The sequence below is a fragment of the Rahnella sp. CG8 genome (genome assembly GCF_023701875.1).
Taxonomy (GTDB): domain Bacteria; phylum Pseudomonadota; class Gammaproteobacteria; order Enterobacterales; family Enterobacteriaceae; genus Rahnella; species Rahnella aceris.
Genome location: NZ_JABAED010000015.1, coordinates 57,673 through 79,854 on the forward strand (window position 1 = coordinate 57,673; position 22,182 = coordinate 79,854).

General features: G+C 52.1%; 20 protein-coding genes. 2 read left to right on the forward strand and 18 right to left on the reverse strand.

Annotated features, from left to right (window positions below; all coding sequences use genetic code 11):
- Positions 1–7 precede the first annotated feature (7 nt).
- Entirely contained in the window at positions 8–664 is a 657-nt protein-coding gene (locus HGO41_RS15205; RefSeq protein ID WP_013577958.1) for a GIN domain-containing protein, read from the forward strand.
- A 9-nt stretch (positions 665–673) separates the two neighbouring features.
- On the opposite strand, the gene HGO41_RS15210 is transcribed toward HGO41_RS15205, so the two are convergent.
- The 6 genes from HGO41_RS15210 to HGO41_RS15235 are packed head-to-tail and all read right to left on the reverse strand — an operon-like array spanning position 674 to position 8,542.
- Positions 674–1,363, reverse strand: coding sequence for a 4'-phosphopantetheinyl transferase family protein (locus tag HGO41_RS15210; RefSeq protein WP_037033177.1), 690 nt, complete (start codon positions 1,361–1,363; stop codon positions 674–676).
- Positions 1,320–2,633, reverse strand: a complete 1,314-nt coding sequence (locus tag HGO41_RS15215) for a sensor histidine kinase (RefSeq protein WP_250981189.1) — start codon at positions 2,631–2,633, stop codon at positions 1,320–1,322. Before HGO41_RS15215 ends, HGO41_RS15210 begins: the two co-directional genes overlap by 44 nt.
- Positions 2,626–4,038, reverse strand: coding sequence for a sigma-54-dependent transcriptional regulator (locus HGO41_RS15220; protein ID WP_013577961.1), 1,413 nt, complete (start codon positions 4,036–4,038; stop codon positions 2,626–2,628). The genes HGO41_RS15215 and HGO41_RS15220 overlap by 8 nt, the downstream gene beginning before the upstream one ends.
- Before the next feature lie 47 nt (positions 4,039–4,085).
- On the reverse strand, positions 4,086–6,515 hold the full coding sequence (locus tag HGO41_RS15225; RefSeq protein ID WP_013577962.1) for an ABC transporter permease: 2,430 nt from the start codon (positions 6,513–6,515) through the stop codon (positions 4,086–4,088).
- Between the two features lies 1 nt (position 6,516).
- Positions 6,517–7,233 (reverse strand): ABC transporter ATP-binding protein, encoded by a 717-nt coding sequence (locus tag HGO41_RS15230; protein WP_037033254.1) that lies wholly within the window; start codon positions 7,231–7,233, stop codon positions 6,517–6,519.
- A 58-nt stretch (positions 7,234–7,291) separates the two neighbouring features.
- Positions 7,292–8,542 (reverse strand): efflux RND transporter periplasmic adaptor subunit, encoded by a 1,251-nt coding sequence (locus tag HGO41_RS15235; protein ID WP_121019845.1) that lies wholly within the window; start codon positions 8,540–8,542, stop codon positions 7,292–7,294.
- A 430-nt stretch (positions 8,543–8,972) separates the two neighbouring features.
- Here HGO41_RS15235 and HGO41_RS15240 point away from each other — a divergent pair, with 430 nt between their 5' ends.
- Positions 8,973–9,518, forward strand: coding sequence for a helix-turn-helix transcriptional regulator (locus HGO41_RS15240; protein ID WP_013577965.1), 546 nt, complete (start codon positions 8,973–8,975; stop codon positions 9,516–9,518).
- 3 nt (positions 9,519–9,521) lie between these two features.
- On the opposite strand, the gene HGO41_RS15245 is transcribed toward HGO41_RS15240, so the two are convergent.
- The 12 genes from HGO41_RS15245 to HGO41_RS15300 form a co-directional block, all read right to left on the reverse strand.
- Positions 9,522–10,577 (reverse strand): alpha/beta fold hydrolase, encoded by a 1,056-nt coding sequence (locus tag HGO41_RS15245; protein WP_250981190.1) that lies wholly within the window; start codon positions 10,575–10,577, stop codon positions 9,522–9,524.
- Positions 10,567–11,919, reverse strand: coding sequence for an MATE family efflux transporter (locus HGO41_RS15250; protein ID WP_051930981.1), 1,353 nt, complete (start codon positions 11,917–11,919; stop codon positions 10,567–10,569). Before HGO41_RS15250 ends, HGO41_RS15245 begins: the two co-directional genes overlap by 11 nt.
- Entirely contained in the window at positions 11,916–12,485 is a 570-nt protein-coding gene (locus tag HGO41_RS15255) for a hypothetical protein (RefSeq protein ID WP_225444954.1), read from the reverse strand. Before HGO41_RS15255 ends, HGO41_RS15250 begins: the two co-directional genes overlap by 4 nt.
- A 64-nt stretch (positions 12,486–12,549) precedes the next feature.
- Positions 12,550–12,810: an acyl carrier protein gene (locus tag HGO41_RS15260; protein ID WP_013577969.1), complete on the reverse strand. Its 261-nt coding sequence runs from the start codon at positions 12,808–12,810 to the stop codon at positions 12,550–12,552.
- On the reverse strand, positions 12,785–13,744 hold the full coding sequence (locus tag HGO41_RS15265; protein WP_121019847.1) for a 3-oxoacyl-[acyl-carrier-protein] synthase III C-terminal domain-containing protein: 960 nt from the start codon (positions 13,742–13,744) through the stop codon (positions 12,785–12,787). The genes HGO41_RS15260 and HGO41_RS15265 overlap by 26 nt, the downstream gene beginning before the upstream one ends.
- A gap of 181 nt (positions 13,745–13,925) precedes the next feature.
- Positions 13,926–15,725 (reverse strand): ABC transporter ATP-binding protein, encoded by a 1,800-nt coding sequence (locus tag HGO41_RS15270; RefSeq protein ID WP_250981199.1) that lies wholly within the window; start codon positions 15,723–15,725, stop codon positions 13,926–13,928.
- A gap of 2 nt (positions 15,726–15,727) precedes the next feature.
- Positions 15,728–16,645, reverse strand: a complete 918-nt coding sequence (locus HGO41_RS15275) for an ABC transporter permease (RefSeq protein ID WP_250981191.1) — start codon at positions 16,643–16,645, stop codon at positions 15,728–15,730.
- Entirely contained in the window at positions 16,645–17,619 is a 975-nt protein-coding gene (locus HGO41_RS15280; protein ID WP_250981192.1) for an ABC transporter permease, read from the reverse strand. The genes HGO41_RS15275 and HGO41_RS15280 overlap by 1 nt, the downstream gene beginning before the upstream one ends.
- A complete protein-coding gene (locus HGO41_RS15285) occupies positions 17,616–18,578 on the reverse strand; it encodes a nucleoside hydrolase (protein ID WP_250981193.1) in 963 nt (320 codons plus the stop codon). The genes HGO41_RS15280 and HGO41_RS15285 overlap by 4 nt, the downstream gene beginning before the upstream one ends.
- A 4-nt stretch (positions 18,579–18,582) precedes the next feature.
- The gene (locus tag HGO41_RS15290) at positions 18,583–19,533 is read right to left on the reverse strand and encodes a nucleoside hydrolase (protein WP_013577975.1); all 951 of its coding nucleotides are present in this window, start codon (positions 19,531–19,533) and stop codon (positions 18,583–18,585) included.
- Positions 19,530–20,414 carry a dihydrodipicolinate synthase family protein gene (locus tag HGO41_RS15295; RefSeq protein ID WP_013577976.1) on the reverse strand — a complete coding sequence of 295 codons (885 nt, stop codon included), beginning with the start codon at positions 20,412–20,414 and terminating at the stop codon, positions 19,530–19,532. The genes HGO41_RS15290 and HGO41_RS15295 overlap by 4 nt, the downstream gene beginning before the upstream one ends.
- A gap of 93 nt (positions 20,415–20,507) precedes the next feature.
- On the reverse strand, positions 20,508–22,067 hold the full coding sequence (locus HGO41_RS15300) for an ABC transporter substrate-binding protein (RefSeq protein ID WP_013577977.1): 1,560 nt from the start codon (positions 22,065–22,067) through the stop codon (positions 20,508–20,510).
- Positions 22,068–22,182: the final 115 nt, after the last annotated feature.

Sequence of the window (22,182 nt, forward strand, 5' to 3'; positions counted from 1 at the left end):
AACTATGATGAAAAAAATCACCCTGGCGCTTACCCTGCTCGCCTGTGTCACTAGCACTTCTGCCCTCGCCGCAGAAAAAACATTCCCCCTGGAAGCCTTTAGCGCAGTAGAAGCCAGACAGGGCATTAATCTCACCATTAAGTGTGCCGCAACGCCGTCTATGGTGGTCTCCGGTTCGCAAGACACGCTGAATAAATTGAAAGTCACCCATGACAATCACGCTTTACTGCTGGTCAATGATGCCGCTGAAAATGATCGCTTTATCTCGCACACGCTGGATATCACCCTGTATACCAGCGGCCCGCTGAACAGTCTGGCCGGAAAAGCGGGTGTTAAAATAGCCGCACCGGCCTGTGCGGTGGATCCGAAAACACTGGCCGTTTCCGGCAGTATGGGCACGGATATCCGCGCTGAAGGCAAAACGGCTGAACTGAATCTGGATCTGGCCATGGGCGGGAGTTTTAACAAGAAGCCTCAGAATTTTACGGCGGAATCGGCTAACGTGCGCATGAGCATGGGCGCGGAATCCTCACTGTGTCATATCCCCAAAATTCAGGGCACGCTTGCGGCAGGCGCTCGTGTTTCCGTCAGCGCCTCTGCTCAGGTGGATACCGGTTCTGCCAGCTCATTTGCCAGCGAGATTTCCACTTCTGGCTGTGCTTAACGCGCCTGATTAACTGTCCGCCTGAAAAATACAGACCTGCCATCTGACCGGCAGGTCTTTCAGCGGAGCACAGGCGCCATACGCCAGACAATACACCCCGTCGTTTTCAATCAGCCGGTGATGTAACAGGCCGATCTCTTCTTTACGCTCATCGAATACGTGCGCGATGCCACTGTGCTGCGGGATGGCACAAAAACCGGCGAGCGACTGCGTAAGGCCGGTTCCCCTGACTTTGAGCCACGCTTCCTTCACACTCCACAGTCGGGTAAAACGCAACAGGTAATGCGCCTCATCTTCTGCCAGCCAGTGCTGTTCATCAGGGTTGAAAAACCGGCGGGCGATGGCTTTTTTCGCCTCAACGTTCCCGCTGACTTTTTCCAAATCCACCCCGACCTCTGCCCCGCGACACAGCACAATCGCCGCCGAAGTTCCGCTGTGGGATAAGTTGAAACGCAATCCCGGGAAATCAGGGAGCCAGGGCTTACCCTGAGGCGTTCTTGCGATACTTAGCTGTTCATCGGTCACTGATAAGTAGCCCGACAATACCTGACGCAGCCAGCACTGCGCCTGCTGTCGCAGCAGTTGCCCTGACAGCGACGCCTCAAAGTGACGGAGCAGGCAAAGCCCCTCTCCTGCCTTCAGTTCAGGCAGGGGATCACAGTGGGAGATTGAGGGTAACGCGGCAACCGGTTCGATCATGGCGATTCTCCAGAGACAGATACCCGCCATGACTTTCAGCGATTTGCCGGCACAAAATCAGCCCGATGCCACTGCCATTGGGTTTGGTGGTATAGAAAGGAACAAACAGATTTTTGGGATTGGTCAGCCCGACACCCTGGTCAAGAATGGTCACAAACAGACAGCCTTTTTCTTCTGACCATTCAATACACACCGGCGCCGTGGTATCGCTCATCGCCTCATCGGCATTCTTAATCAGGTTGATAAGCAACTGATGGAGTTGCACCCGGTCGACATTTACCCTCAGCGGCGCCGGGCCTTTCAGGGTAATTTTACGGTGCGCAAACAACAGCGGCAGCTCCGCAATCAGGGCGGCAAAATCAAGCGGTGCTTTGACGGGGGGGGCGAGTTTACTGAGCTGGCGGTAACTGCTGATAAAAGCGATAAGTTCTTTGGCCCGGCGGTTGATCAGATCGATGCCTTCCGCAAAGCCCTCCGGCAGGTTTTCTGTATGGCGGCGATAATGCTGCTGGAGCATCTGGCTGATGGAGGCAATCGGGCTAAGAGAATTGTTTATTTCATGACTGATCACCCGCAGCAGGTTTTGCCAGGCTTTTTGTTCTTCCTTACGCAGCATGTCGTCAACATCACTGACAAACAGCAATACGTTTTGGATCCCGTCCACTATATAGGTGTCACTGGACACTTTATAACGCCCCGGACGCCCTGCATGACTGGACTCCACCGGATGCTCCCGGTTGGCATTTTGCAACAACGTATCAAGTTGCCAGTGACTGCATTTTTCGCCAATCAGCTTTTCCAGCGATGTGCCCAGCATCCGCGAGGCCGCATCATTACACCACATCAGCCGGTTATTGCCGTCAATCGCGAAAATTGCCACCGTGATATTAGAAATCACTTTTTGCAGCAGAAAATCCATTTCTCTTTGCTGCTGGCGGTGGCGGGATAACTGACCCGAAATGGCGTTGATCTGTTCAATGACCCCTTCAAACACCCCTTCCCCGCTGGTCACACCGCGAAGGCTAAAATCTTCCTGCTCAACGGCTTCTAACAGGTTAGAAATCACATTGATTTTGTAGAGAAGTTGCTGGAAAAAGTGATAGGAAAAATACACTAACGTGACGCACAGAATAAAGAGCGTGAGAAATTTCAGGTAGAGAGACTGCTGTGGGAAAAACCACAGCAGCAGATAGGCAACAACGCCCCCCAGCGGGGACAAACTGCACAGTATTAAATGACGTGACTCAAAGGATCGAAAAAGTTTACTCATGACAGATTTTTAATTTATCCAGTCGTCGGTAAAAAGCGCTGCGACTCAGCCCTAACGATTCTGCCGCTTTCACTGCATTCCCGTCATAGTGACGCAGGCGCTGTAAGAGCACAGTTTCTTCCACTTCTGCCAGCGTGCCCGTCTCAAGTTGCGTTACCGGTTTTTGCTGGGGCTCATGACCGCTGTTTTGCCCCTTCACAGGCAGCGGCAGGCAAAGATCTGCCAGGTCGATCGTATTATTGCGGCAAAGCAATACGCCGCGTTCCAGCAAATGGCTCAGTTCGCGGATATTCCCCGGCCATGAATATTCATGCAGCCCCTGTCGCGCCATCGCCGATAATACCGGTTTAGGTTTACTGTATTTGCGGGCAAAACGTTGCAGGAAACGTTCAGCCAGCGGCTCAATATCTTCCTGCCGTTCACGTAGCGGCGGTAACGGAATTTGAATAACATTCAGCCGGTAGAGCAAATCCTGCCGGAACCGCCCTTCAGTCACGGCTTTTTCAAGATCCGTGTTGGTGGCCGCAATGATGCGGCACTGTGTGGTTTGCGTCCGTGATGAACCCACGCGTTCGAACTGCCGTTCTTCCAGGACACGCAGTAATTTTACCTGCTGGGACAAGGGCAAATTGCCAATTTCATCGAGGAATAATGTGCCTTTATCGGCCAGTTCAAAGCGTCCGATACGATTTTCCCGCGCATCGGTAAACGCGCCTTTTACGTGCCCGAACATTTCACTTTCAAACAACTGCTCATTGATGCACCCCATGTTAACTTCAACAATGCTGTGCTCACGGCGGGATGAGAGCTGATGGATATAGCGGGCGAGCAGGCTTTTGCCGGTGCCATTTTCACCCAGAATCAGGATGCTGGTATCCGTGGCAGCCACGGTTTCCACCACGTTGATTAACTGCTTCATGGCCTGAGAGCGGACAACCCATTCATTGCCCATGTCATCTTCAAGCGCCATTTTCAGCAGCTTGTTTTCTTCTCGCAGGCAATTCCCGGAGCGTCTCGCCTGGCTCAGTGCAATCTGTTGCTGAACAATGCTTAACAGGCGTTCGTTATCCCAGGGTTTTTGAATAAAATCCGCCGCACCGGCCCGCATGGCGCTGACGATGATGTCAACACTTCCCCATCCCGTCATTGCTACAGCGGGCAGACAGTCATCAAATTTTTTTAACTCATCCAGCAGTTGCAAACCTTCCAGACCCGACGTGGTGTCTTTCTGGAAGTTCATGTCCATCAGTACCAGATCAAAGGGCTTTGCGGACAAATGTGACAATAAACGGTTGGCCTGCGTTTCCAGCGTCACGTCATACCCTTCCATACGGAGCAGCATGTCGAGGCTGGTCAGAATGCCCGCGTCATCATCAATGACAAGAATACGTTTTTTTTCGTTCATTAAAGCATCCGGCTTGTGCCGCCGCACCCGTCAGGCACGGCGACAGATTATTCATAGCGAATGGCGTCCGCAGGCGACATCCGAATGGCGCGTCGGGAAGGCAACCAGACCGCTAACGCCACAATTAAAGAAATCATGACGGCGACACCCCAAAAGAGCAGTGCAAAGGAGGTATGCCCGTTGCCCAATATACGCGTCAACTTGGGTGCGACAAAGAAGGCCAAAGGCAACCCGATAATCAGGCCAATGAATAATTGCTTACTGCCCTGAAGCATCAGCATCCGTAACAGAACGCCTTCCGTTGCCCCCATCGCCATACGCACCCCGATCTCCTGAATACGTTGATTGATCACATTGCGCATCACGGCATAAATACCGGTGGCCGCCAGAATGACCGCGACCAGACCAAACAACATAAAGAGGTTGGCAATGAAATGCAGCCCGGCGGTATTCCTGGCCAGACGTTGATTCAACGTTTGCACCTGATTAACGGAGAGCGTGCTGTCAATCTGGCGAACCGCATTCATGAGCGCAGGCCCTAACGTATCAGGATTCTGAGCTCTGAGCACCAGCGTTAATGACGCCGCGGGTATTTGCGCCAGCGAGCGGTAAACCGTGACCCGCTGGCGGAACGCGCTGAAAGGCCGGCCATGAATGACGTTAGGCACCACACCGATAACCGTGAACCAGCGCTGATCATCCGTATCACGAAAACGCAGGCGTTTACCGATGACATCCCGCTCACCGGGCCAGAACTGCTCCGCAAACGACTGGCTGACCACCACCACGGGCTGTGAGTCCTGCGTATCACTGCTGGCAAACTCCCGTCCGGCCACCGGCGTGATCCCCATTGCTGTCAGGCTTCCCGGCATCACCTGGACATCATTGACCAGAGGATAAGACCAGCGGTCTTTGCTGTTGTTGGTAGACGAATCGATATCCACCTGACGGGGTACGGTAAATTGTCCGACGGCACTGGTGGTGATGGCCGTTTTTTCAACACCGGGGATCCCGCTGAGGGACGATTGCAGGCGCTGATAGAACAGGATCCGGCTCGCATCATCAGGATACTGGTTGGCATTGAGGTTAATCTGACCGGTGAGATAGCCCTGCGTCGCCACCCCGTAATCGGCACGGGTCGCCTGGTAAACCAGCAGCGCCAGCAGCGCACTGATGCATAAAATGGAACAGGATAATCCGACTTCAAACGTCACCAGAATACGGGACACCCTGCCTGCCCCGCGACTTTGCGCGCCCCGCGTTCCATCACGCAAAACATCGTTGAAATTACCGTGGGTGATTTTCCACGCAGGCAATGCACTGGTAACGACAGCCGTCATGATGACCAGTACTAACGCATTGAGGATCATGACGTTATCGAGTGACAAATGCCACCAGAACGGAATTTTGTTCGGTACAAACGTCGGCAGTAACGTATTGGTGATCTCGAGTCCCCAGGCGGCGAGCAGAACGGCGATGATGCCCGAGAAGGCGCAAATAAATAAGCTTTCCCACATCATTTGCATGACCAGACGACCGGAAGGTGAGCCCAGAGCAACGCGGATAGCGATTTCTTTTGAACGCTCTGTGGTTCTTGCCAGCAATAAGTTACCGACATTACAACACGCCAGCACCAGCACAAAAGCCACGGCAAAAAGCATGACGATGAAGATCGGCATGGTCTCCTCACCCATGAAATTTTCCTGGAATGTCAGTACCTGCGCCGACAGCCCTTTATTGCTTTCAGGATACTCAGAGGCCAGCGACTGCATCACCTGAGCGAGGTCACCGTCAGCATCGGCGAGCGGAACACCGGGTTTCAGGCGCGCATAAACGGATACTTCCGGCGCACCTTTGCGGACCAGATACTGTGCAGGATCCAGCTTAGAAGGCAGCCAGAGATCATGAAAGAAAGGAAAGGCAAAATTGGCGGGCATGATGCCCACAATGCGCGTGTGTATCCCATTGATCAGGACATCTCTGCCAATGAGTTGCGCATCGGCAGCAAAGTAGTTTTGCCACATGCCATAGCTGATAACGGCAACCGGTGTCGCGCCAGGCTGGACATCTTCACTGTTCAGCACCCTGCCACGATAAGGCTGGATGCCAGTATAAGAAAACATCTCCGGCGTATTGCGGATCGCCATATAGGAAACCGCTTTGGTGCCGTCACTGATATCGGCACGTTCAGCATAAAAATAACCCACGTCATTGAGCGTGGTATTGCGGGCCTTAATTTCCTGGTAGTCCAGGAAGTTGACCCCGGAGTCACTCAGACTGACGCCGTTGACCGTCGGGTTTACTAACACCATGTTTTTCCCGTCCGGGTAAGGAAGCGGCGTAAACATGATGGTGTTAATAACTGAAAACATATAAAGCGTCAGTGCCAGACCGCAGGACATGATGAGCACGGTGATAAAGGTAAATGACGGGCTTTTGAGTAACAGGCGTAAGGCATATCGGATATCAAAAAGCATTTTATGCTTCCTTTATCAGGGTCAGTTCCCGTGCCACATGTCCGTCTCCGACGACCTGCCCGTCAGAAAGCACGATGCTGCGCTGCGCCCGCTCGGCTGAACGAGGATCATGGGTGACGATGCAGATCGTGGCGCCCTCCTGATGTAACTTATCGAGAATATTCAGCACCGCCTCGGCATTGTGGGAGTCCAGGTTACCGGTCGGTTCATCCGCCAGAATGATGGAGGGATTGCCCACGATAGCCCGTGCGACGGCCACGCGCTGCTGCTGTCCGCCGGAAAGCTGCGAGGGATAATGGCGTCCCCGGTGGGACATATTGACCTTGTCTAAGGCTTCCGCCACTCTCTGCTGCCGTTCAGTTTTAGAAATATCCTTGCGGTAAGTCAGTGGCAGAGAGACATTTTCCTCAATGGTTAAATCGCTGATGAGATTAAATGACTGAAAGATAAAGCCGATATCACGATTTCTCACCAGGGCACGCTGCTTTTTAGAAATATTTTCCACGTTGTGCCCGGCCAGCTGATAGGTCCCGGTAGAGGCCACATCGAGCAGACCCAAAATCGAAAGCAGCGTTGATTTACCACAGCCTGAAGGCCCGGAAATCGCCACGTATTCCCCTTTGGAAATGCTGAGCGTGATCTTGCTCAGGGCGTGTGTCTCAATTTCATCGGTCAAAAAAATCTTATTCACGTCAGTGAGTTCTACCAGTGATTCCATCATTTTCATCTCCATCGCATTGTCCTGTAAGCTGGCGTCTTTTGCAGGTGAGCCGGCATTATTTAGTAATCTCAATTTGATCTGCCCCTTGCCAGGCGCTGCCGTCACTGAGAATAATTTTATCTCCCGCACGCAGTCCACTGGTCACCTGAATATAATCCGCAGATCCCTGACCAAAGTTGACCTTCATTTTGGTGGCAAAGCGTTCCTTTTCATCGAGCCGGTAAAGCATCGAAGGTAAATTATTCTGGGCAAACGGTGGCCGCTCAACGTACAGGGAATCATTAATTTTTGTCACTGCGATTAAACCATCAACGCTCAGGTCAGGTCGGGCTTCCTGCGGCAGTGGTTGATTGAATGTCACATCCACTTTAACGGTGCCATTGGTCACCGCAGGATCCACCCGTGACAATACCCCGGTGAACTGGCTGCGTCCGGTGTTAATGGTAACCTGCTGCCCGACGGCAAGATCACGGGACTGTAATTCCGGCACTTTGAGTTCAGCATAAAGTTCCTTTTCTTTCGCCAGACGGGCAATACTGGTGCCGGTGGTGACCCGCTGGCCGACCTGGACTTTCACATCCTGCAAAATGCCTTCAATCGGTGAGGTAACATTCAGCGAATCGACTTCCTGCTGGCTCAGCAGCACCAAAGATTCCAGTTTGTTAAGGCGCATCGCACTGGCTTTGATATCAGCATCAATGCTCAGCTTGAGTGTTTTTAATCGTTTTTCCTCAAGCACAACTTGCTGACGATATTGTTCAGTATTAATACGGGTCGTTTCGTATTCCAGCATCGGCACTGCCGCAATATATTTCTTTTGCGCAGCAAGCCGCATCGTAGAGCTGAGTAACCGGCTTTTCGCATCCAATACCAAGGCTTCCTGACTCAGAATTTTATTTTGTAATTCTGCGTTAGTGGCGTCAGTCTCAGCCCGGCGGGCATCCAGCTCGAGCCGGTTTTCCTGTAATTTTTGTTCCAGCGTCGGGTTACTCATTCTGACCAATAACTGGCCTTTATTCACCTTCATGCCAGGTTTGTAAATGACCTCTTCCACACGGGCATCGACATTGGCCGCAACCCAATTGATATCACGCGGTAACAGTACCCCGTTACCCCGCACTTCAACCGAGAAACTGCCATATTGAACCTGCCCGACCGCGATACTCCCGCGGGAGATCTGATAAGGCGAAAAACGGTAATTATAGATTGCCGCCAGCGTGGCTAAAAAGAGTGCGCCCGCAACAATAAATTTGCGGTATCGCTTCAGTATGAATTTATTCCCGGGTTGCGGGATTGATATGTCCATAATAATACCTTTTCTGATAACTCCTTACCGATGAGCACAAATCGTGCCAACCTTTAAAATTTAATTAACCAACTGATTTTTATGTGTTTTTTAAAAAGTCGCCAATTACACCTTTTCCCTTAATCATTTTCTATCTCATTAATGGAACGAAAATCGGGACGGCATGCCCTGATTACCCTCTTTTGCCTGCGAAACCCCACGCATATCATGCATTCCCAATATTGGGATATTAAATCTGGCAAGTTAATTAGTGTGTTTCGAAAATGGGATTTTACTATTTACATAACAGGAAAGAATAATAATATCCATTATAAACAATAAGTTGAAAAAAATAAAAACATGGCATAGTAATTGCTTAGAGAATAGCGGGGACGGTATTCCAATTTTAAAAATTTGTTCATCACTCATTAATTACGCAGAAGGGGTGTGTATGTGGGAACGCAAACTATCGAACGCTGAAAAAAGTCTTTTCACACAGAAAATAACCGAGGATCTCGATAATCGTCATTTGACTATCTATGGTAAGCACGCTCATACAGACAAAGCATTATGTATTGTTAAGATTATTAATTATATGCTGGAGAATATTTCTGACGAGATCACACTTGAAGATCTGGAAAAAATATGTGGTAAAACCCGCTTTGATATTTGCCGCATATTCAAACATTTCTATGATGTCACGCCTATAAAGTGGATGTGGAAGGTCCGGCTGGCGCTGGCCAGGGAATTTATCCATTTAGCCCCTGAGTGGTCTTTGACAGATATCAGCTATGCTTGTGGATTTTCGTCGCTGCCGCATTTTTCCCGAAGTTTCAGCAAGACCTATAACGAGTCTCCGCTCAAATTCAAACAGAATGTCATCAGGACAACACGCCCGGAAATAAAAAAAGAATCATCAGATTATGATTTCATTTTCGGTATCCAGAGAAACAACTTTTCAAGAAGTATGTTAATCAGCAACCTGCACTTCTTATAATTATTAATAAGATTTCTTATGCCATTTTTTATTATTCTCTACACGCAATATCAGTTTTGGTTCATGGAAAGATGAAAAATCCTCATGCAAAGTATCCCTCAGAAAGTTTGAAATATAATTGAAAACAACAGGGTCACGTAATGCGCCGTTGTGGCCCTTTCCCTCTGTAACGATTAATTCACTTTTCTTCAATGAATGGCTCAGTATTTCGGCCTCATCCAGTTCAATACTGAGATCATTCTTATCATGCAATATCATGACAGGTTGCGTTATTGAACCGATAAGCTCGGGACCAATAACATCAGGATGTACACCATAGCGGCGCTGATAAAGCTTTTTCATCGATACGGCAATGCGCCTGGGCAGTTTATTATTGCGCACATATCTGTCCATCATTTTCCCGTAACTGCACGGACTGCCGATTAAAATCATCCGTTTAAAAAGCAGTCCCTGTAGCGCGGCCATGCAGCCAATTAATCCTCCGGTCGAATGACCAATGATCACAGAGAAGTGCCCGTAATGCTTTTCCATCTCCATGACGGCCCGCGACAGATCATAGAAAGACACTTTTTTTCCGGGAGAAATACCATGTGCGGGCAGGTCAGGCGCAAAAACCGTATAGCCTTTTTCCTGCAACCGCTGCGCCATCTGCCGTAACATTATACTCCGGCCATCCCACCCGTGAAGAAGCAACACTTTTTCTGCCTGGGGATCCTCTTGCGGATAAATGAAGACCTTAACAAAAGATTTGCGCCAATAAAGCTCCTCCTGCACGCAGCGACTGAGCAGCATGATTTCCCCCTGCTTATAGGGTAAAGGGCGGGTCTTTTCGAAAAGACGCAACGCGTATAACGCAGAAAGATAGGAAGACATGGCATGCAGGGAATATAAGTCGAATAAACTGATTAATTTGCATGCCCGGGTATAATGCGTCGCAGGCCTTATTTTGGCTTTCATCAGTAACGTCGGACGCAATCGCATAATGACCAAAACCCGCAGATAATTTTGGTGAACCAGCGATAAAAACAACAGGACAGGATAAAAGAAGCTATAAAACATTCTCACTTCCTATTTTATTGGCCAGCCGCCAGTATTCTCTGCCGAACGCGATAAAGTACACCACATTAAAGACAATGATCAGATTCATAATACTTTGCAGTTGCGAGAACTTATCCCATCCCACCAGCAAGGTGATGACAGTCAGCAATTCGATGATAACGGTTAATACCAATACCCGCCGGGCCTGTTCTAATTGTTCCAGCAATGCCTGAAGCGAGGCAACAAAAGAGGTCATGAAAAACGTCGGTAACAGAATCAGTAAAATCTGGCTGCTGACATCCTGAATTATTCGGTCACCGGACAGAATTTTTATCAGACTCACTTCGGTGAAATAGACGCCGGAGGTCAGCAGAAGGTAAATAATGCAAATAAAGGCTAACCCACGGTGCAGCAATCGTTTTAATTCTTCTCCGCTGCTGATGGCCAGCCGCTGGTTAATTAATATCGCCAGCGCGGATCCGCAGGCCACGGCGGGGATGACGATAAACATCCGAATCTTGGTCACAATAAGAAAACCGGCGACATATTGCTCACCCAGGGTGCCGATTAACGGGAATATCAGCAGAGAACTGAAAAACAGTACCACTAACGAGGCAAAAATGGGCATCCCCACCTGAAGCAAAAGCCCGCTGAGACGCGGAATAAATGCGCCGGGGCGGTCATCTTCCGCATGGCGACCGGTACGCCATACCAGCCAAAGCGCGACAGGGATAAGCAGAGCAGAAGCCAGGGCGTTGGAAATAATAATCGAATTGAAGCCTAATCCATAAACCTGATAGCCGGTGTAGCAGATCAACGCATTCAGCACGATATACGCGATGACTAACAGCATGCTTAGCGCGCTTTTCCCCTGCCCGCGCAATGCGCTGTTACACATCTCAAGCTGAATAAACGGCAGCATGGAAAGGAAATAGAGCGGTAATGCCGAGGAATAAAATGCATTGCCGGCGACCGGCAACAGGGTTTGCAAAAGAGGAGCGCAAAGCGCCGTCACGCCGCTCAGCAGCGCCACAATCACGATGCCCAGTGTCGCCAGCAGGGAGGTCGCCGCCAGTACCTTTTGGCGGGACCACATATTCAGCGAACGGGCGCTGAAAACCTGATTGGTGATAGCCAGGCATTCCAGAATAGCCAGGAATAAGAAACTGAACGGCTGGAGCATCGAAAGCAAATAAATTGAACTGGTTTCTTTCCCGTGCCCCAGAATCGCGGTCTGAATGTTTTGCGAAAATGAGACGGCAATGGCCACCACGATCATCGGCCAGGCTAACTTCAGCAGGTCCGCGATATCTTTGCTCAGGCTGTTACGCCGTAGCAACGTCATCTCAGGTGAAGTATTCATACTCTACGCTCCTGACGTGCTGGCAACACGGTTATGGCAGCGTCTGCGACCTTCCCGTACAGGCTGTAAATCATCATCGACAGGTAAGAAAGGCTGTGCGTCGAGCCTGATAAATAGCCATGCCCGCCCATCAGTTTTTCTGCCCGGTTGGTTAGCTCCGTAATCTGCCAGTGATCCGCTTCCGGGTCAGCATAGTCCTGCGCCGTAATGCGCATCTGCCACTGGAGCAAAAGTAAATCTGTCTGGTTGCTCAGATCGGCAAAATCCGCCTTCACTAACTGATGTCGGGTGGTTTTTATGCCAAAACTTTTTCGCGCGGATAAGTGCTTCCAGCTCACCGCCAGGATCTGGCTCAGGAGCCCCAGGCGCGCCGCAAAAGAAGCCATCAGCGGGATCGGATCATCAGTGATGGTTTCTGTGCCGGTATGCTGCAAAGCAATCCCGAGTGACGCCAGAATACGATCAGACTCCGCGTGCTGCTCCGCGCAGGTTTCACCTTCTGCTGCCAGAATCTGATACCCGCCGCAAAATACGCCGCTGGCCGGGTTGGCCCATTTCTGCCGCATCTGCCGGAAGGCTTCTGCCGGCTCATGGTCCCTGAACAAAAAGTAAAGTCGGGTAAACTCTGCTTCACACATCAGAGCTCTCCAGTTGCAGATGCTGTTCAATCCATTGAATAAGTTTCCCGACAGTGGTGAAGGCATCCTGGTTGATTTGATCAGGTTCAAACATCAGGCCGGGGATCTTTTCTTCCAGCGTTAATAAGAACTGCACAAATAATACTGAATCGAGATCCAAATCTTCATTAAAATCCGTTTCCGGCGTGATGTTGATTTTTGCAGACATGACATCATTTAATGCATCATTAACGGCTGACAGAAGTTGTGACATGGTTTACCTCATTATTTTCATTTTTTTCAATCAGGATACAGGACATCGTTATCCCCATCCCCATAGCAACACAGAGAATTCTTTTACCTTCGAAGCTCTTTAATAAAGAAGACAAGTTAAATAAAATATCGGAGCAATAAGCGTGTCCATATCCTGATATATGCTCAGTAAAAAGCTCGCCCTTGAAGTTCAGTTTATCGGCAATTCTCCTGAGCATGGGTAAATCTATATTACCCGGAACAATCGCATCTATATGGTCAATCGTAAGGCTAAACTTATCCAGTACGTAAAGATAGAAATCATAATAATCTTGTTCGAGTGAGGAGAAAAGTTCCCGCCGTCGGGCAGCCGGAAATTCTCTGTGATTATTATAAAATGAAGACAGATGCCGCACGGCGGTTTGCTTGATTTGCCACGGTGAATGCCCCGCATTGAGGAGCATGGCAGCAGGAATTTCCGCCATAACACTATTATCAAGCTTATTAATATCACAGTGGAAAGCCTTTTCACCGGTGATGAGGATCATCGGCAACTGGCTTTTTATTACCCGGTTCTTTAATAAATGAATCGCCGACAAAGCCGATGCGCAATGATTGAGACTAATTGTTAATTTTTCCCAATGCCCGATTCCACAACGGGCCGCTATCTCATCAAGCCAGCAGTCATCAAAAAAAGTATTATGCGTTTGCGTTTTTGCATAGACCAAATATCCCCGCCCCTTAGCGACATTCAGATTTTCATTCACCAGAGTTGAAAGGGTTTCGTGTAACATTTCTGTATGGCTACCAGAGAACATTCCCACTGTGTGCAGAGAGTAATAACGTTCAAGTACCTTACGCGCGCCTGTTTTTAAATTATGAGATGATTCAAGCGTACTTAATGGCCTTAAAGAGATACGACCAGGCAACCAGCATAAATCATTAAGTGGCAACATATATTCTCACAGGGAATTATTTTAGAGTTATTATAAACGCAGTCCATAATCCCAGAAAAAAAACGTCTTTTTTGCCTGCAATTGCTTAAAGGGCAGGAATTCCCATTTTTGAATCCCAAAAATGGAATGTTATGAGTGTTCAGGAGGGAAAATCGGAAAGAACAGCGTACAAACGGAGCTGTTATAGCTGTACAAAGTGACCGTTGCTGACTTCGCGGTAATTACGCACCGGCGGCTGATAAGTGGCTGAGCGCAGCGGGCTGGCAAGCTCTTCCGGTACCACGGGACGTGTGCGGTGAACATCCGGGTCGGGCACCGGCACGGCGGCCAGCAGTTTGCGGGTATAGGCGTGTTGCGGGTTTTCGAAGATATCGGCACGCGAACCGATTTCGACGATTTCGCCCAGATACATCACCGCCACACGGTGACTGATGCGCTCGACCACCGCCATATCGTGCGAAATAAACAGATACGCCAGCCCGAGTTCCTGTTGCAGATCGAGCATCAGATTAATCACCTGCGCTTTGACTGACACATCCAGCGCCGACACGGCTTCATCAGCGATGATCATTTTCGGCTCCAGCGCCAGTGCGCGGGCAATACAGATACGCTGCCGCTGACCGCCGGAAAACTGGTGCGGAAAGCGCGTCGCCATATTGCTTTGCAAGCCGACCTGTTCCAGCAGTTGCGCCACGCGAATGCTGGCGCTGGCGGCATCATGCAAGCCGAGGCTTATCATCGGTTCGGCAATCGCCTGACCAATGCGCATTCTCGGGTTCAGGCTTTCATACGGATCCTGAAAAATCATCTGCGCCTGGGTGCGGATATCCGCCAGCCGTGCGCTGTCAGCCCGGCGGATATCCTGCCCGCGGATCAGCACATCACCGGAAGTCGCTTCAGTGAGACGTAAAATCGTGCGTCCGGTGGTGGATTTCCCGCAGCCGGATTCCCCCACCAGTGACAGCGTTTCGCCCGGTTGCAGGCTGAATGACAGATCCTCCACCGCATGCACCCGGGCAGAAACACGGCGCAGCAGACCGGATCTGACATCAAAACGCGTTACCAGATTTTTAACCTCCAGCACCGGCTGACCGGTGCGCAGCGTATCGACAGACTCCGCCACCGGCAGCACTTCGCCGGTTTGGCTGTCGGTCAGCGGGAAGCGTTTCGGCAGCGCCACGCCGTTCATCGCGCCCAGTCGCGGCACCGCCGACAGCAGCGCGCGCGTATAAGGATGTGTGGGATGATGGAAGATTTCCCGCGTGGTTGCCTGTTCCACGGCTTCGCCACGGTGCATCACCAGCGTGCGATCCGCCACTTCCGCCACCACGCCCATATCATGGGTGATGAACAGCACGGACATGCCCTCTTCTTCCTGCAAGGATTTGATCAGCGCCAGAATTTGCGCCTGAATGGTGACATCCAGTGCCGTCGTCGGTTCATCCGCAATCAGCAAACGCGGATTACAGGCCAGCGCGATAGCAATCACCACGCGCTGACGCATGCCGCCGGAAAAACTCAGCGGATATTCATTGAGTCGTGCGGTGGCCGCCGGAATACGTACTTTCTCCAGCAACCGGACGGCTTCGGCGCGCGCGGTTTTATCGTCCATGCCGCGATGGCGTTTGAGCACTTCGGTGATTTGCACGCCGATTTTCAGCACCGGATTCAGGCTGGTCATCGGCTCCTGAAAAATCATGCCGATGCGGTTGCCGCGAATGCTTTGCATCTGCGAACGGTTGAGACTCAGTAAATCCTGACCGTCAAACCGGATGTTGCCGGAATAACGGGTCTGCTTTTCATCCAGCAAACGCATGACGGACATCGCCGTCACACTTTTACCCGAACCGGATTCGCCCACCAGCGCCAGCGTTTCTTTCGGGCCAATCGAGAACGAAAGGTCCCGCACCACATTCAGCCATTCGCCGCCCACGGAAAACGCGGTATTCAGTTTATCGACCTGTAAAACCGGGGGTTGCATCATCAATCTTTATTCCGCGGGTTGAGGATATCGCGCAGGGCGTCACCCACTAAGTTGATGGCGACGATCAGTACCAGCAGCGTGACGCCGGGGAAGAAGCTTATCCAGTAATCGCCGGACATCAGGTAATCAAAACCGTTGGCAATCAGCAGGCCGAGCGAAGGCTCGGTCACCGGCAAACCGATGCCAAGAAACGACAGCGTGGCTTCGAGCATAATGGCGTAAGCAATACGCATGGTCGCCACCACAATCAGCGGCGGCAGGCAGTTGGGCAGAATATGACGGAACAGAATGCGCGGGTTCGACAGCGCCATGCTGCGCGCAGCGTCCACGTAACTGCGGCGACGTTCCAGCAGCGCCGAGCCGCGAATGGTGCGTGCGTAATACGCCCATTGCGTGACCACCAGCGCCAGTATGATTTTATCGACACCCTGCCCGAGTGCCGCCAGCAAAATCAGCGCAATCAGGATCGGCGGGAAGCTGAGCTGGATATCGACAATACGCATGATCAGCGCGTCCGTTTTGCCACCAACGTAAGCGCTGATCAGCCCCAGTGCTGCGCCAATGGTCAGCGCAATCATCGCGCTGGAGACACCCACCAGCAGACTGGTTCGCGTGCCGTACAAAATCGCGCTCAGCAAATCGCGCCCCTGATCGTCAGTGCCCAGCCAGTAAATCATGCCACTCATACTGGTGGTGCACGGTTTCAGGCGGCCATCCATGATGTCGAGCTGCGATAAATCGTACGGATTTTGTGGCGAGATCCACGGCGCCAGCACCGCCAGCACAATGGCGATACCTAAAATGATCAGACCGCATAAGGAGAATTTGTTGCGCAGCAGCGCACGCACGGTGTGGTAAAACGCGGAATGCGGTTTGCCCTGCACAGCGCTGCGCGAATGTACGGAATCAGACGCCATCAGTTTTCGCCCCCCAGCCGGACGCGCGGATCCACCAGTACATACAGCACATCCACCAGCAGATTAATCAGGCTGAACATCACCACGGTGATCATCAGATAGGCCAGGATCACCGGACGATCCAGCACGGCGATAGAATCGATGATCAGCTTGCCCATGCCCGGCCAGGCGTAAATGGTTTCAGTGACTACTGCGAAAGCAATCAGCGAACCCAGCTCAAGGCCGATGACGGTAATCAGCGGGATCAGGGTGTTTTTCAATACGTGAACCAGCACGATGCGGCTTTCCGGTAAACCCTTGGCGCGGGCGAAACGGATGAAGTCCTGTTGCAGGCATTCGAGCACACCCGCGCGGGTCAGACGGATAATCAGCGAGATTTTAAACAGCGCCAGATTCAGGGCGGGCAGGATCAGATGCGCGAGACCGTCGGCGGTAAACAGACTGACGGGGACGCCGAAAATGTCTACCGTGGCACCGCGCCCGGAGGCCGGAAGCACGCCGAGTTTGACGCTGAACAGCATGATCATCATCAGGCCAATCCAGAACGTCGGCAGGCTGAAGCCTAAAATTGAGACGGTCATGATCGACTTCGATAACCAGCCGTCAGGGCGCAGACCGGCGTATACGCCGAGCGGAATGCCAATCACCAGCGCCAGCATAAACGCCACCAGCGCCAGTTCAAGCGTGGCGGGCATACGCTGGAAAATCAGGTGCAGCGCGGGCTGATTGTAGATGAAGGAGTTACCCATATCGCCATGCAGGGCATTGACCACGAACAGGCCATACTGCTCCCACACCGGTTTATCGAGGCCAAAAGACTGGATCACACTCAGGCGTTCAGCAGGCGTCGCGGTCGTGCTGAGCAGCAGGTCAACCGGATTGCCGACCAGATACACGCCGCCGAAAACCAGCAACGACATCACCAGCAGCGTCAGCAACGTTTGCCCGAAACGCCCGAGCAGGTAACGGCTCATGCGTTTGCGTCGCCATCGCGGCTGCCGTATCGCGAGAAAACACGGCGCAGCAGACTGAAAAAGCCGTATTCATCCACTTTCTGCATGACCGTGGCGTTAGGCGGCGTCGACAGTTTGTTCCAGAAATCCGCGTAGGTATATCCGGCGGTAGTACCGGAAACCGCTACGCCCACGCGCGCGGGCTGGCCTTCAAACAGGCCTGGCTGCAACATCCACGCAACGGTGGTGGCGTCATGCACCGGCCCGCCTTCGCGGCCAAACCGGTTGAGATCACTGCGGTCAAACGCATTAAGTAAAGCAGAAGTAGATTCGCCCGGCAGGCCGCCATCCTGTTTTAATGCTTCAATATCATCTGCGCTGATCAGCGCCTGAAAAGTCATATCTAGCGGCATGATGATCAATGGCACGCCGCTGTTAAACACTTTTTCGGCGGCATGCGGATCGGCATAGACGTTAAATTCAGCCCACGGCACGCGATGGCCGAGAGCGGTAAAAGCACAGCTCATGGTGACGATCTGTTTAATGCCACGCGCGACGTCCGGGTGCATTCCCAGCGCCAGCGCAATATTGGTCATCGGACCGATGACGCACAAGGTGATCGGTGAGTTCTCTCCGGCGGCCTGTCGTAATGTCCGCACGAGAAAATCCACCGCGTGTTCGGCCTGCGGTTGCAGTTCCGTGTCAGGCACCAGTTCATCTTTAAATGCGCCGATGTGTGCGTATTTGCCATAAACCTGTTCACGCACCAGCGGACCGGGTGCGCCGGCATAAACGGGCGTAGCGGTTCTGCCAGACAACGCGACAATTTTGCAGGCATTGCGCACGGTGTCTTGCAGCGCCACGTTGCCAGCGACAACGGTCACACCAAGCACATCCAGTTCCGGCGAGGCCAGCGCCAGCCACAACGCGATGGCGTCATCCACGCCAGGATCGGTATCGATAATGATGCGCTGGCTCATAATTTTATTTCCCGGCATAACGTGAAAGCAGTTCGTAAAACAGCGCGAAGACTTTGTCGGCCTCTGCGTGCGTGACGATATCAACGTTGGGTGTCAGTCCCGACTTGCCATACCAGTCAGCGACGGTTTGCCCCATACACAACTCGCTGTCGTGTTCGACAAACACCCGCGCTTTTTCGGTGCTGAACAGTTCCGGCGCCAGTACGTAAGCAATCACCAGCGGATCGTGTAACGGCCCGCCGCGTGAACCGTAACGGCGCACGTCGTTGCGATCCCAGAACGCCATTAATTCGCCCAACTGAACGGAGATCCGCCCGGAGACTTTGATAAATTTCGCCACATGTTCCGGCGTCAGAATCACCTGATGCGTGGCATCGAGCGGTAAAACCGTGATGTTCAGATCCGAGGAAAACACAATATGCGCGGCATGGGGATCGGCGAGCATATTGAATTCAGAGGTCATGGTGCGGTTACCGGCTTCGCGATACGCACCGCCCATCAGCACCACGCGACCAATACCCTCAGTGATCCCAGGTTTCATGCGCAGCGCCGTTGCCAGATTGGTCAGTGGCCCGAGCACGCACAGCGTCAGTGGCTGATTATGTTCAATCGCCTGCTCACAGCGGCTGATCAGAAAGTTAACGGCATGAACGGCGTCAGCCTGTTTCTGTGGCGCGGGAAAGGTGGTATTACCCAGACCGTTTTCGCCGTGAAACTGGCCGTGGATCGGCGCGCGCAGCAACGGCTGATGACAACCGGCAAACACCGGGATATCCAGCCGGTAACCCAGCTCGGTAATTTGCAGCGCATTACGTGTGGTATTCGCCAGCGGCTGATTGCCACACACGGTGCAAATGCCGAGAATGTTCAGTTGCGGCGCGACGAACGCGCTGAGCAGTGCAATGGCGTCGTCAATGCCCGGATCGCAGTCAATGATCACCGGCAGGGTTTTCACAGCGCCCCCACGGAACGTAAAACGTCAGCGATTTCCTGACGCGCGGCCTGATTTAATGGCACCTGCGGCGGCAACGGATCGCCGACCTCAAAACCCTGCAATTGCAGCGCGGCTTTAATACAACCGGCGATAGAATATTTGGCGAAGATTTCATTGATACGCCACAGCGGACGCTGCAACTCCATCGCCTTTTTCCAGTCGCCCTGCTTCGCGGCCTCATACAGCGCCAGACTTTGCTTCGGCACAATACAGGCCGGACCTGCCATCCAGCCCACGCCGCCAATCAGCATCACGCAGGCAGGAATGTGTGCCGATGCGGCAAATACCTGCATCCGCCCCTGCGTGCGTTCGATAATCGACAACAACCGGCCGGTATTGGTCGAGGCATCTTTAATATAGTTGATATTTTCCACGTGACTGAGCCGCTCGATGACAGGCAGGCTGAGATCAGAACGCTGGAACTGCGGATTGGTATACAGCACAACCGGCAGCTTTCCGGCTGCGGTCGCGATGGCACGAAAATAATCCTCGACGCCCTGTTCGGGCACCGGGAAATAGGCCTCGAGGATCGCCAGAATACCGTCGACACCCAGCGCGCCGTAGCGAGCGGTTTGCGCTACGGCGTCCTGAATGGTGGTGGCTGCGACACCGGCAATAACCGGAACGCGGCCCCGAGCGGCTTCAACGACAATTTTCACTATCTCCGTGCGTTGTTCTGCATTGAGATAAGCGAATTCACCTGTACTGCCGAGCGGCGTCAGACCATGCACCCCGCTGTTTATCAGGTGTTCGACCAGCGCGGTTAACACTGGTTTGTCTATCTGGCCGCCATCAGTGACCGGCGAAACCAGATAGGGATACACACCGCTAAAAGAAGTCATAGCTTCTCTCTCTTTTAGTAAACTACTACCTTAGTACAGCCCTGGTGTTGGTGCTGTATTCCCGCCTGGGTTTGGTATGCACTTTGCGTTTACTTACTGTTTCTTATGGACAAAGTACGGCAACGTATAGCCATCTGAGCGACCAACGTAGGTATAAGGTGTTTTCATCGCCCAGGTGTATGAAAGGAACAACAGCGGAATGGTGCCTTCGTCTTTCATCGCAATCTCTGTGGCGTGTTGCAGTAACTTTTCACGCTGGCCATCGTCGAGAGTTTCCCGCGCCTGCAGCAGTGTTTTATCAAATTCAGGGTTCGAGTAACGCCCGCGATTGCCTTGTCCGCCGTTCGGCCCGAAGGTTTCGAGCAATGGCCCCAGCACACCGGAGGCTTCACCGGTTTCAATCGCCGCACCGCCCATAATCAGGCTGAAATCGCGTTTGGATGCACGGGAGAAATACACGCTGCCCGGCATGGTCACGACGTCAGTTTTAATGCCAACGCGGCTGAACATCTGGCCGAGCGCCTGCGCAATTTTAGAATCGTTCGGATAACGGTCATTCGACGCATGGAACGTCAGCGTAAAACCATCCGGATAACCGGCCTGCGCCAGCAATTGTTTCGCTTTCACCGGATCGTAAACCGGTGCGGCAATCGACGGCGTATAGCCGAAGTAACCTTTCGGCACCAGTTGCGACGCCGGAACGCCCTGCCCGTCCATGATGCGATCCACAATCGCCTGACGGTTTATCGCCAGCGACATCGCCTCACGCACTTCGCGTTTTTTCAGCGGATTGCTGCCATCCGGCCCTTTGGCGAATGGCGACACATCGCGATCCTGATCCGGATGTAAATACAAAATACGGTTACCGGCGACAGATTCCAGATGCAGACTGGCTTGTTTGCCCAGATCCCGCCCGTCTGCCGTCGGCACGCTTTCAATCATATCAACGTCGCCTGAACGCATTGCCGCCACGCGGGCACTCGGGTTTTTGAACACGCGCAAGGTGACGTTATCCCACTGCGCTTTTCCGCCCCAGTACTGATCGTTACGCGCCAGCACGACGTTATCGTCCGGTGTCCAGCTGACAAATTTGAACGGGCCGGTACCGATGACATCTTTCCCTTCATTAAGGGTTTGCGATCCGACCGTCTCAAGCCGGGCCGGTAAAATAGCAACACGGCTTAAGTTGTTAAGTAATAATGGTGTTGGCGCTTTGGTGACAATTCTCACCGTTAAAGGATTCACTTCGGTGACGTCAGCGATATCGTTGACGTACGGCGTATAGGCGCTCGGGCTGTTTTTTGAGGCCAGCGCCACGCGTTTCACGCTGGCAATCACATCTTTGGCAGTGAAATCGCTGCCATCGTGGAATTTCACACCGGGACGCAGGGCAAATTCCCAGGTGGTGTCGTTGATGACTTTCCATGACACTGCAAGCGCTGGCGTTATGTGTTGTTTTTCGTCCTGATTCACCAGGCCGTCGAATATGTTGCGTGCCATCGCACTGTTGGCACCGCCGACGTAAAACTGCGGATCCATAGACGTGGTTGATGCGGCAAGGCCGATATTAAGATCAGCAGCCTGTACGGTCTGTAAAGCAAAAAGCGTGGCCAGTGCTGAGGAAAGCACTCCTGCCAAAACGGACTTTCTCATTCATTTAACCCTTAATTATTTTAGATTTTCAGGCAATGTGTATCAGATCGTAAACTGGAGTCTAGGGGGTGGACTTCTGAATTGAAAATTGTATTTTGTGTTACATCCATAAACA

What these genes read in the sequence shown, in the direction of transcription:
- HGO41_RS15205 (WP_013577958.1), top strand. Translation starts at nt 8, where the DNA reads ATGAAAAAAATCACCCTGGCGCTTACCCTGCTCGCCTGTGTCACTAGC.
- HGO41_RS15210 (WP_037033177.1), bottom strand. Translation starts at nt 1,363, where the DNA reads ATGATCGAACCGGTTGCCGCGTTACCCTCAATCTCCCACTGTGATCCC.
- HGO41_RS15215 (WP_250981189.1), bottom strand. Translation starts at nt 2,633, where the DNA reads ATGAGTAAACTTTTTCGATCCTTTGAGTCACGTCATTTAATACTGTGC.
- HGO41_RS15220 (WP_013577961.1), bottom strand. Translation starts at nt 4,038, where the DNA reads ATGAACGAAAAAAAACGTATTCTTGTCATTGATGATGACGCGGGCATT.
- HGO41_RS15225 (WP_013577962.1), bottom strand. Translation starts at nt 6,515, where the DNA reads ATGCTTTTTGATATCCGATATGCCTTACGCCTGTTACTCAAAAGCCCG.
- HGO41_RS15230 (WP_037033254.1), bottom strand. Translation starts at nt 7,233, where the DNA reads ATGGAATCACTGGTAGAACTCACTGACGTGAATAAGATTTTTTTGACC.
- HGO41_RS15235 (WP_121019845.1), bottom strand. Translation starts at nt 8,542, where the DNA reads ATGGACATATCAATCCCGCAACCCGGGAATAAATTCATACTGAAGCGA.
- HGO41_RS15240 (WP_013577965.1), top strand. Translation starts at nt 8,973, where the DNA reads ATGTGGGAACGCAAACTATCGAACGCTGAAAAAAGTCTTTTCACACAG.
- HGO41_RS15245 (WP_250981190.1), bottom strand. Translation starts at nt 10,577, where the DNA reads ATGTTTTATAGCTTCTTTTATCCTGTCCTGTTGTTTTTATCGCTGGTT.
- HGO41_RS15250 (WP_051930981.1), bottom strand. Translation starts at nt 11,919, where the DNA reads ATGAATACTTCACCTGAGATGACGTTGCTACGGCGTAACAGCCTGAGC.
- HGO41_RS15255 (WP_225444954.1), bottom strand. Translation starts at nt 12,485, where the DNA reads ATGCGGCAGAAATGGGCCAACCCGGCCAGCGGCGTATTTTGCGGCGGG.
- HGO41_RS15260 (WP_013577969.1), bottom strand. Translation starts at nt 12,810, where the DNA reads ATGTCACAACTTCTGTCAGCCGTTAATGATGCATTAAATGATGTCATG.
- HGO41_RS15265 (WP_121019847.1), bottom strand. Translation starts at nt 13,744, where the DNA reads ATGTTGCCACTTAATGATTTATGCTGGTTGCCTGGTCGTATCTCTTTA.
- HGO41_RS15270 (WP_250981199.1), bottom strand. Translation starts at nt 15,725, where the DNA reads ATGCAACCCCCGGTTTTACAGGTCGATAAACTGAATACCGCGTTTTCC.
- HGO41_RS15275 (WP_250981191.1), bottom strand. Translation starts at nt 16,645, where the DNA reads ATGGCGTCTGATTCCGTACATTCGCGCAGCGCTGTGCAGGGCAAACCG.
- HGO41_RS15280 (WP_250981192.1), bottom strand. Translation starts at nt 17,619, where the DNA reads ATGAGCCGTTACCTGCTCGGGCGTTTCGGGCAAACGTTGCTGACGCTG.
- HGO41_RS15285 (WP_250981193.1), bottom strand. Translation starts at nt 18,578, where the DNA reads ATGAGCCAGCGCATCATTATCGATACCGATCCTGGCGTGGATGACGCC.
- HGO41_RS15295 (WP_013577976.1), bottom strand. Translation starts at nt 20,414, where the DNA reads ATGACTTCTTTTAGCGGTGTGTATCCCTATCTGGTTTCGCCGGTCACT.
- HGO41_RS15300 (WP_013577977.1), bottom strand. Translation starts at nt 22,067, where the DNA reads ATGAGAAAGTCCGTTTTGGCAGGAGTGCTTTCCTCAGCACTGGCCACG.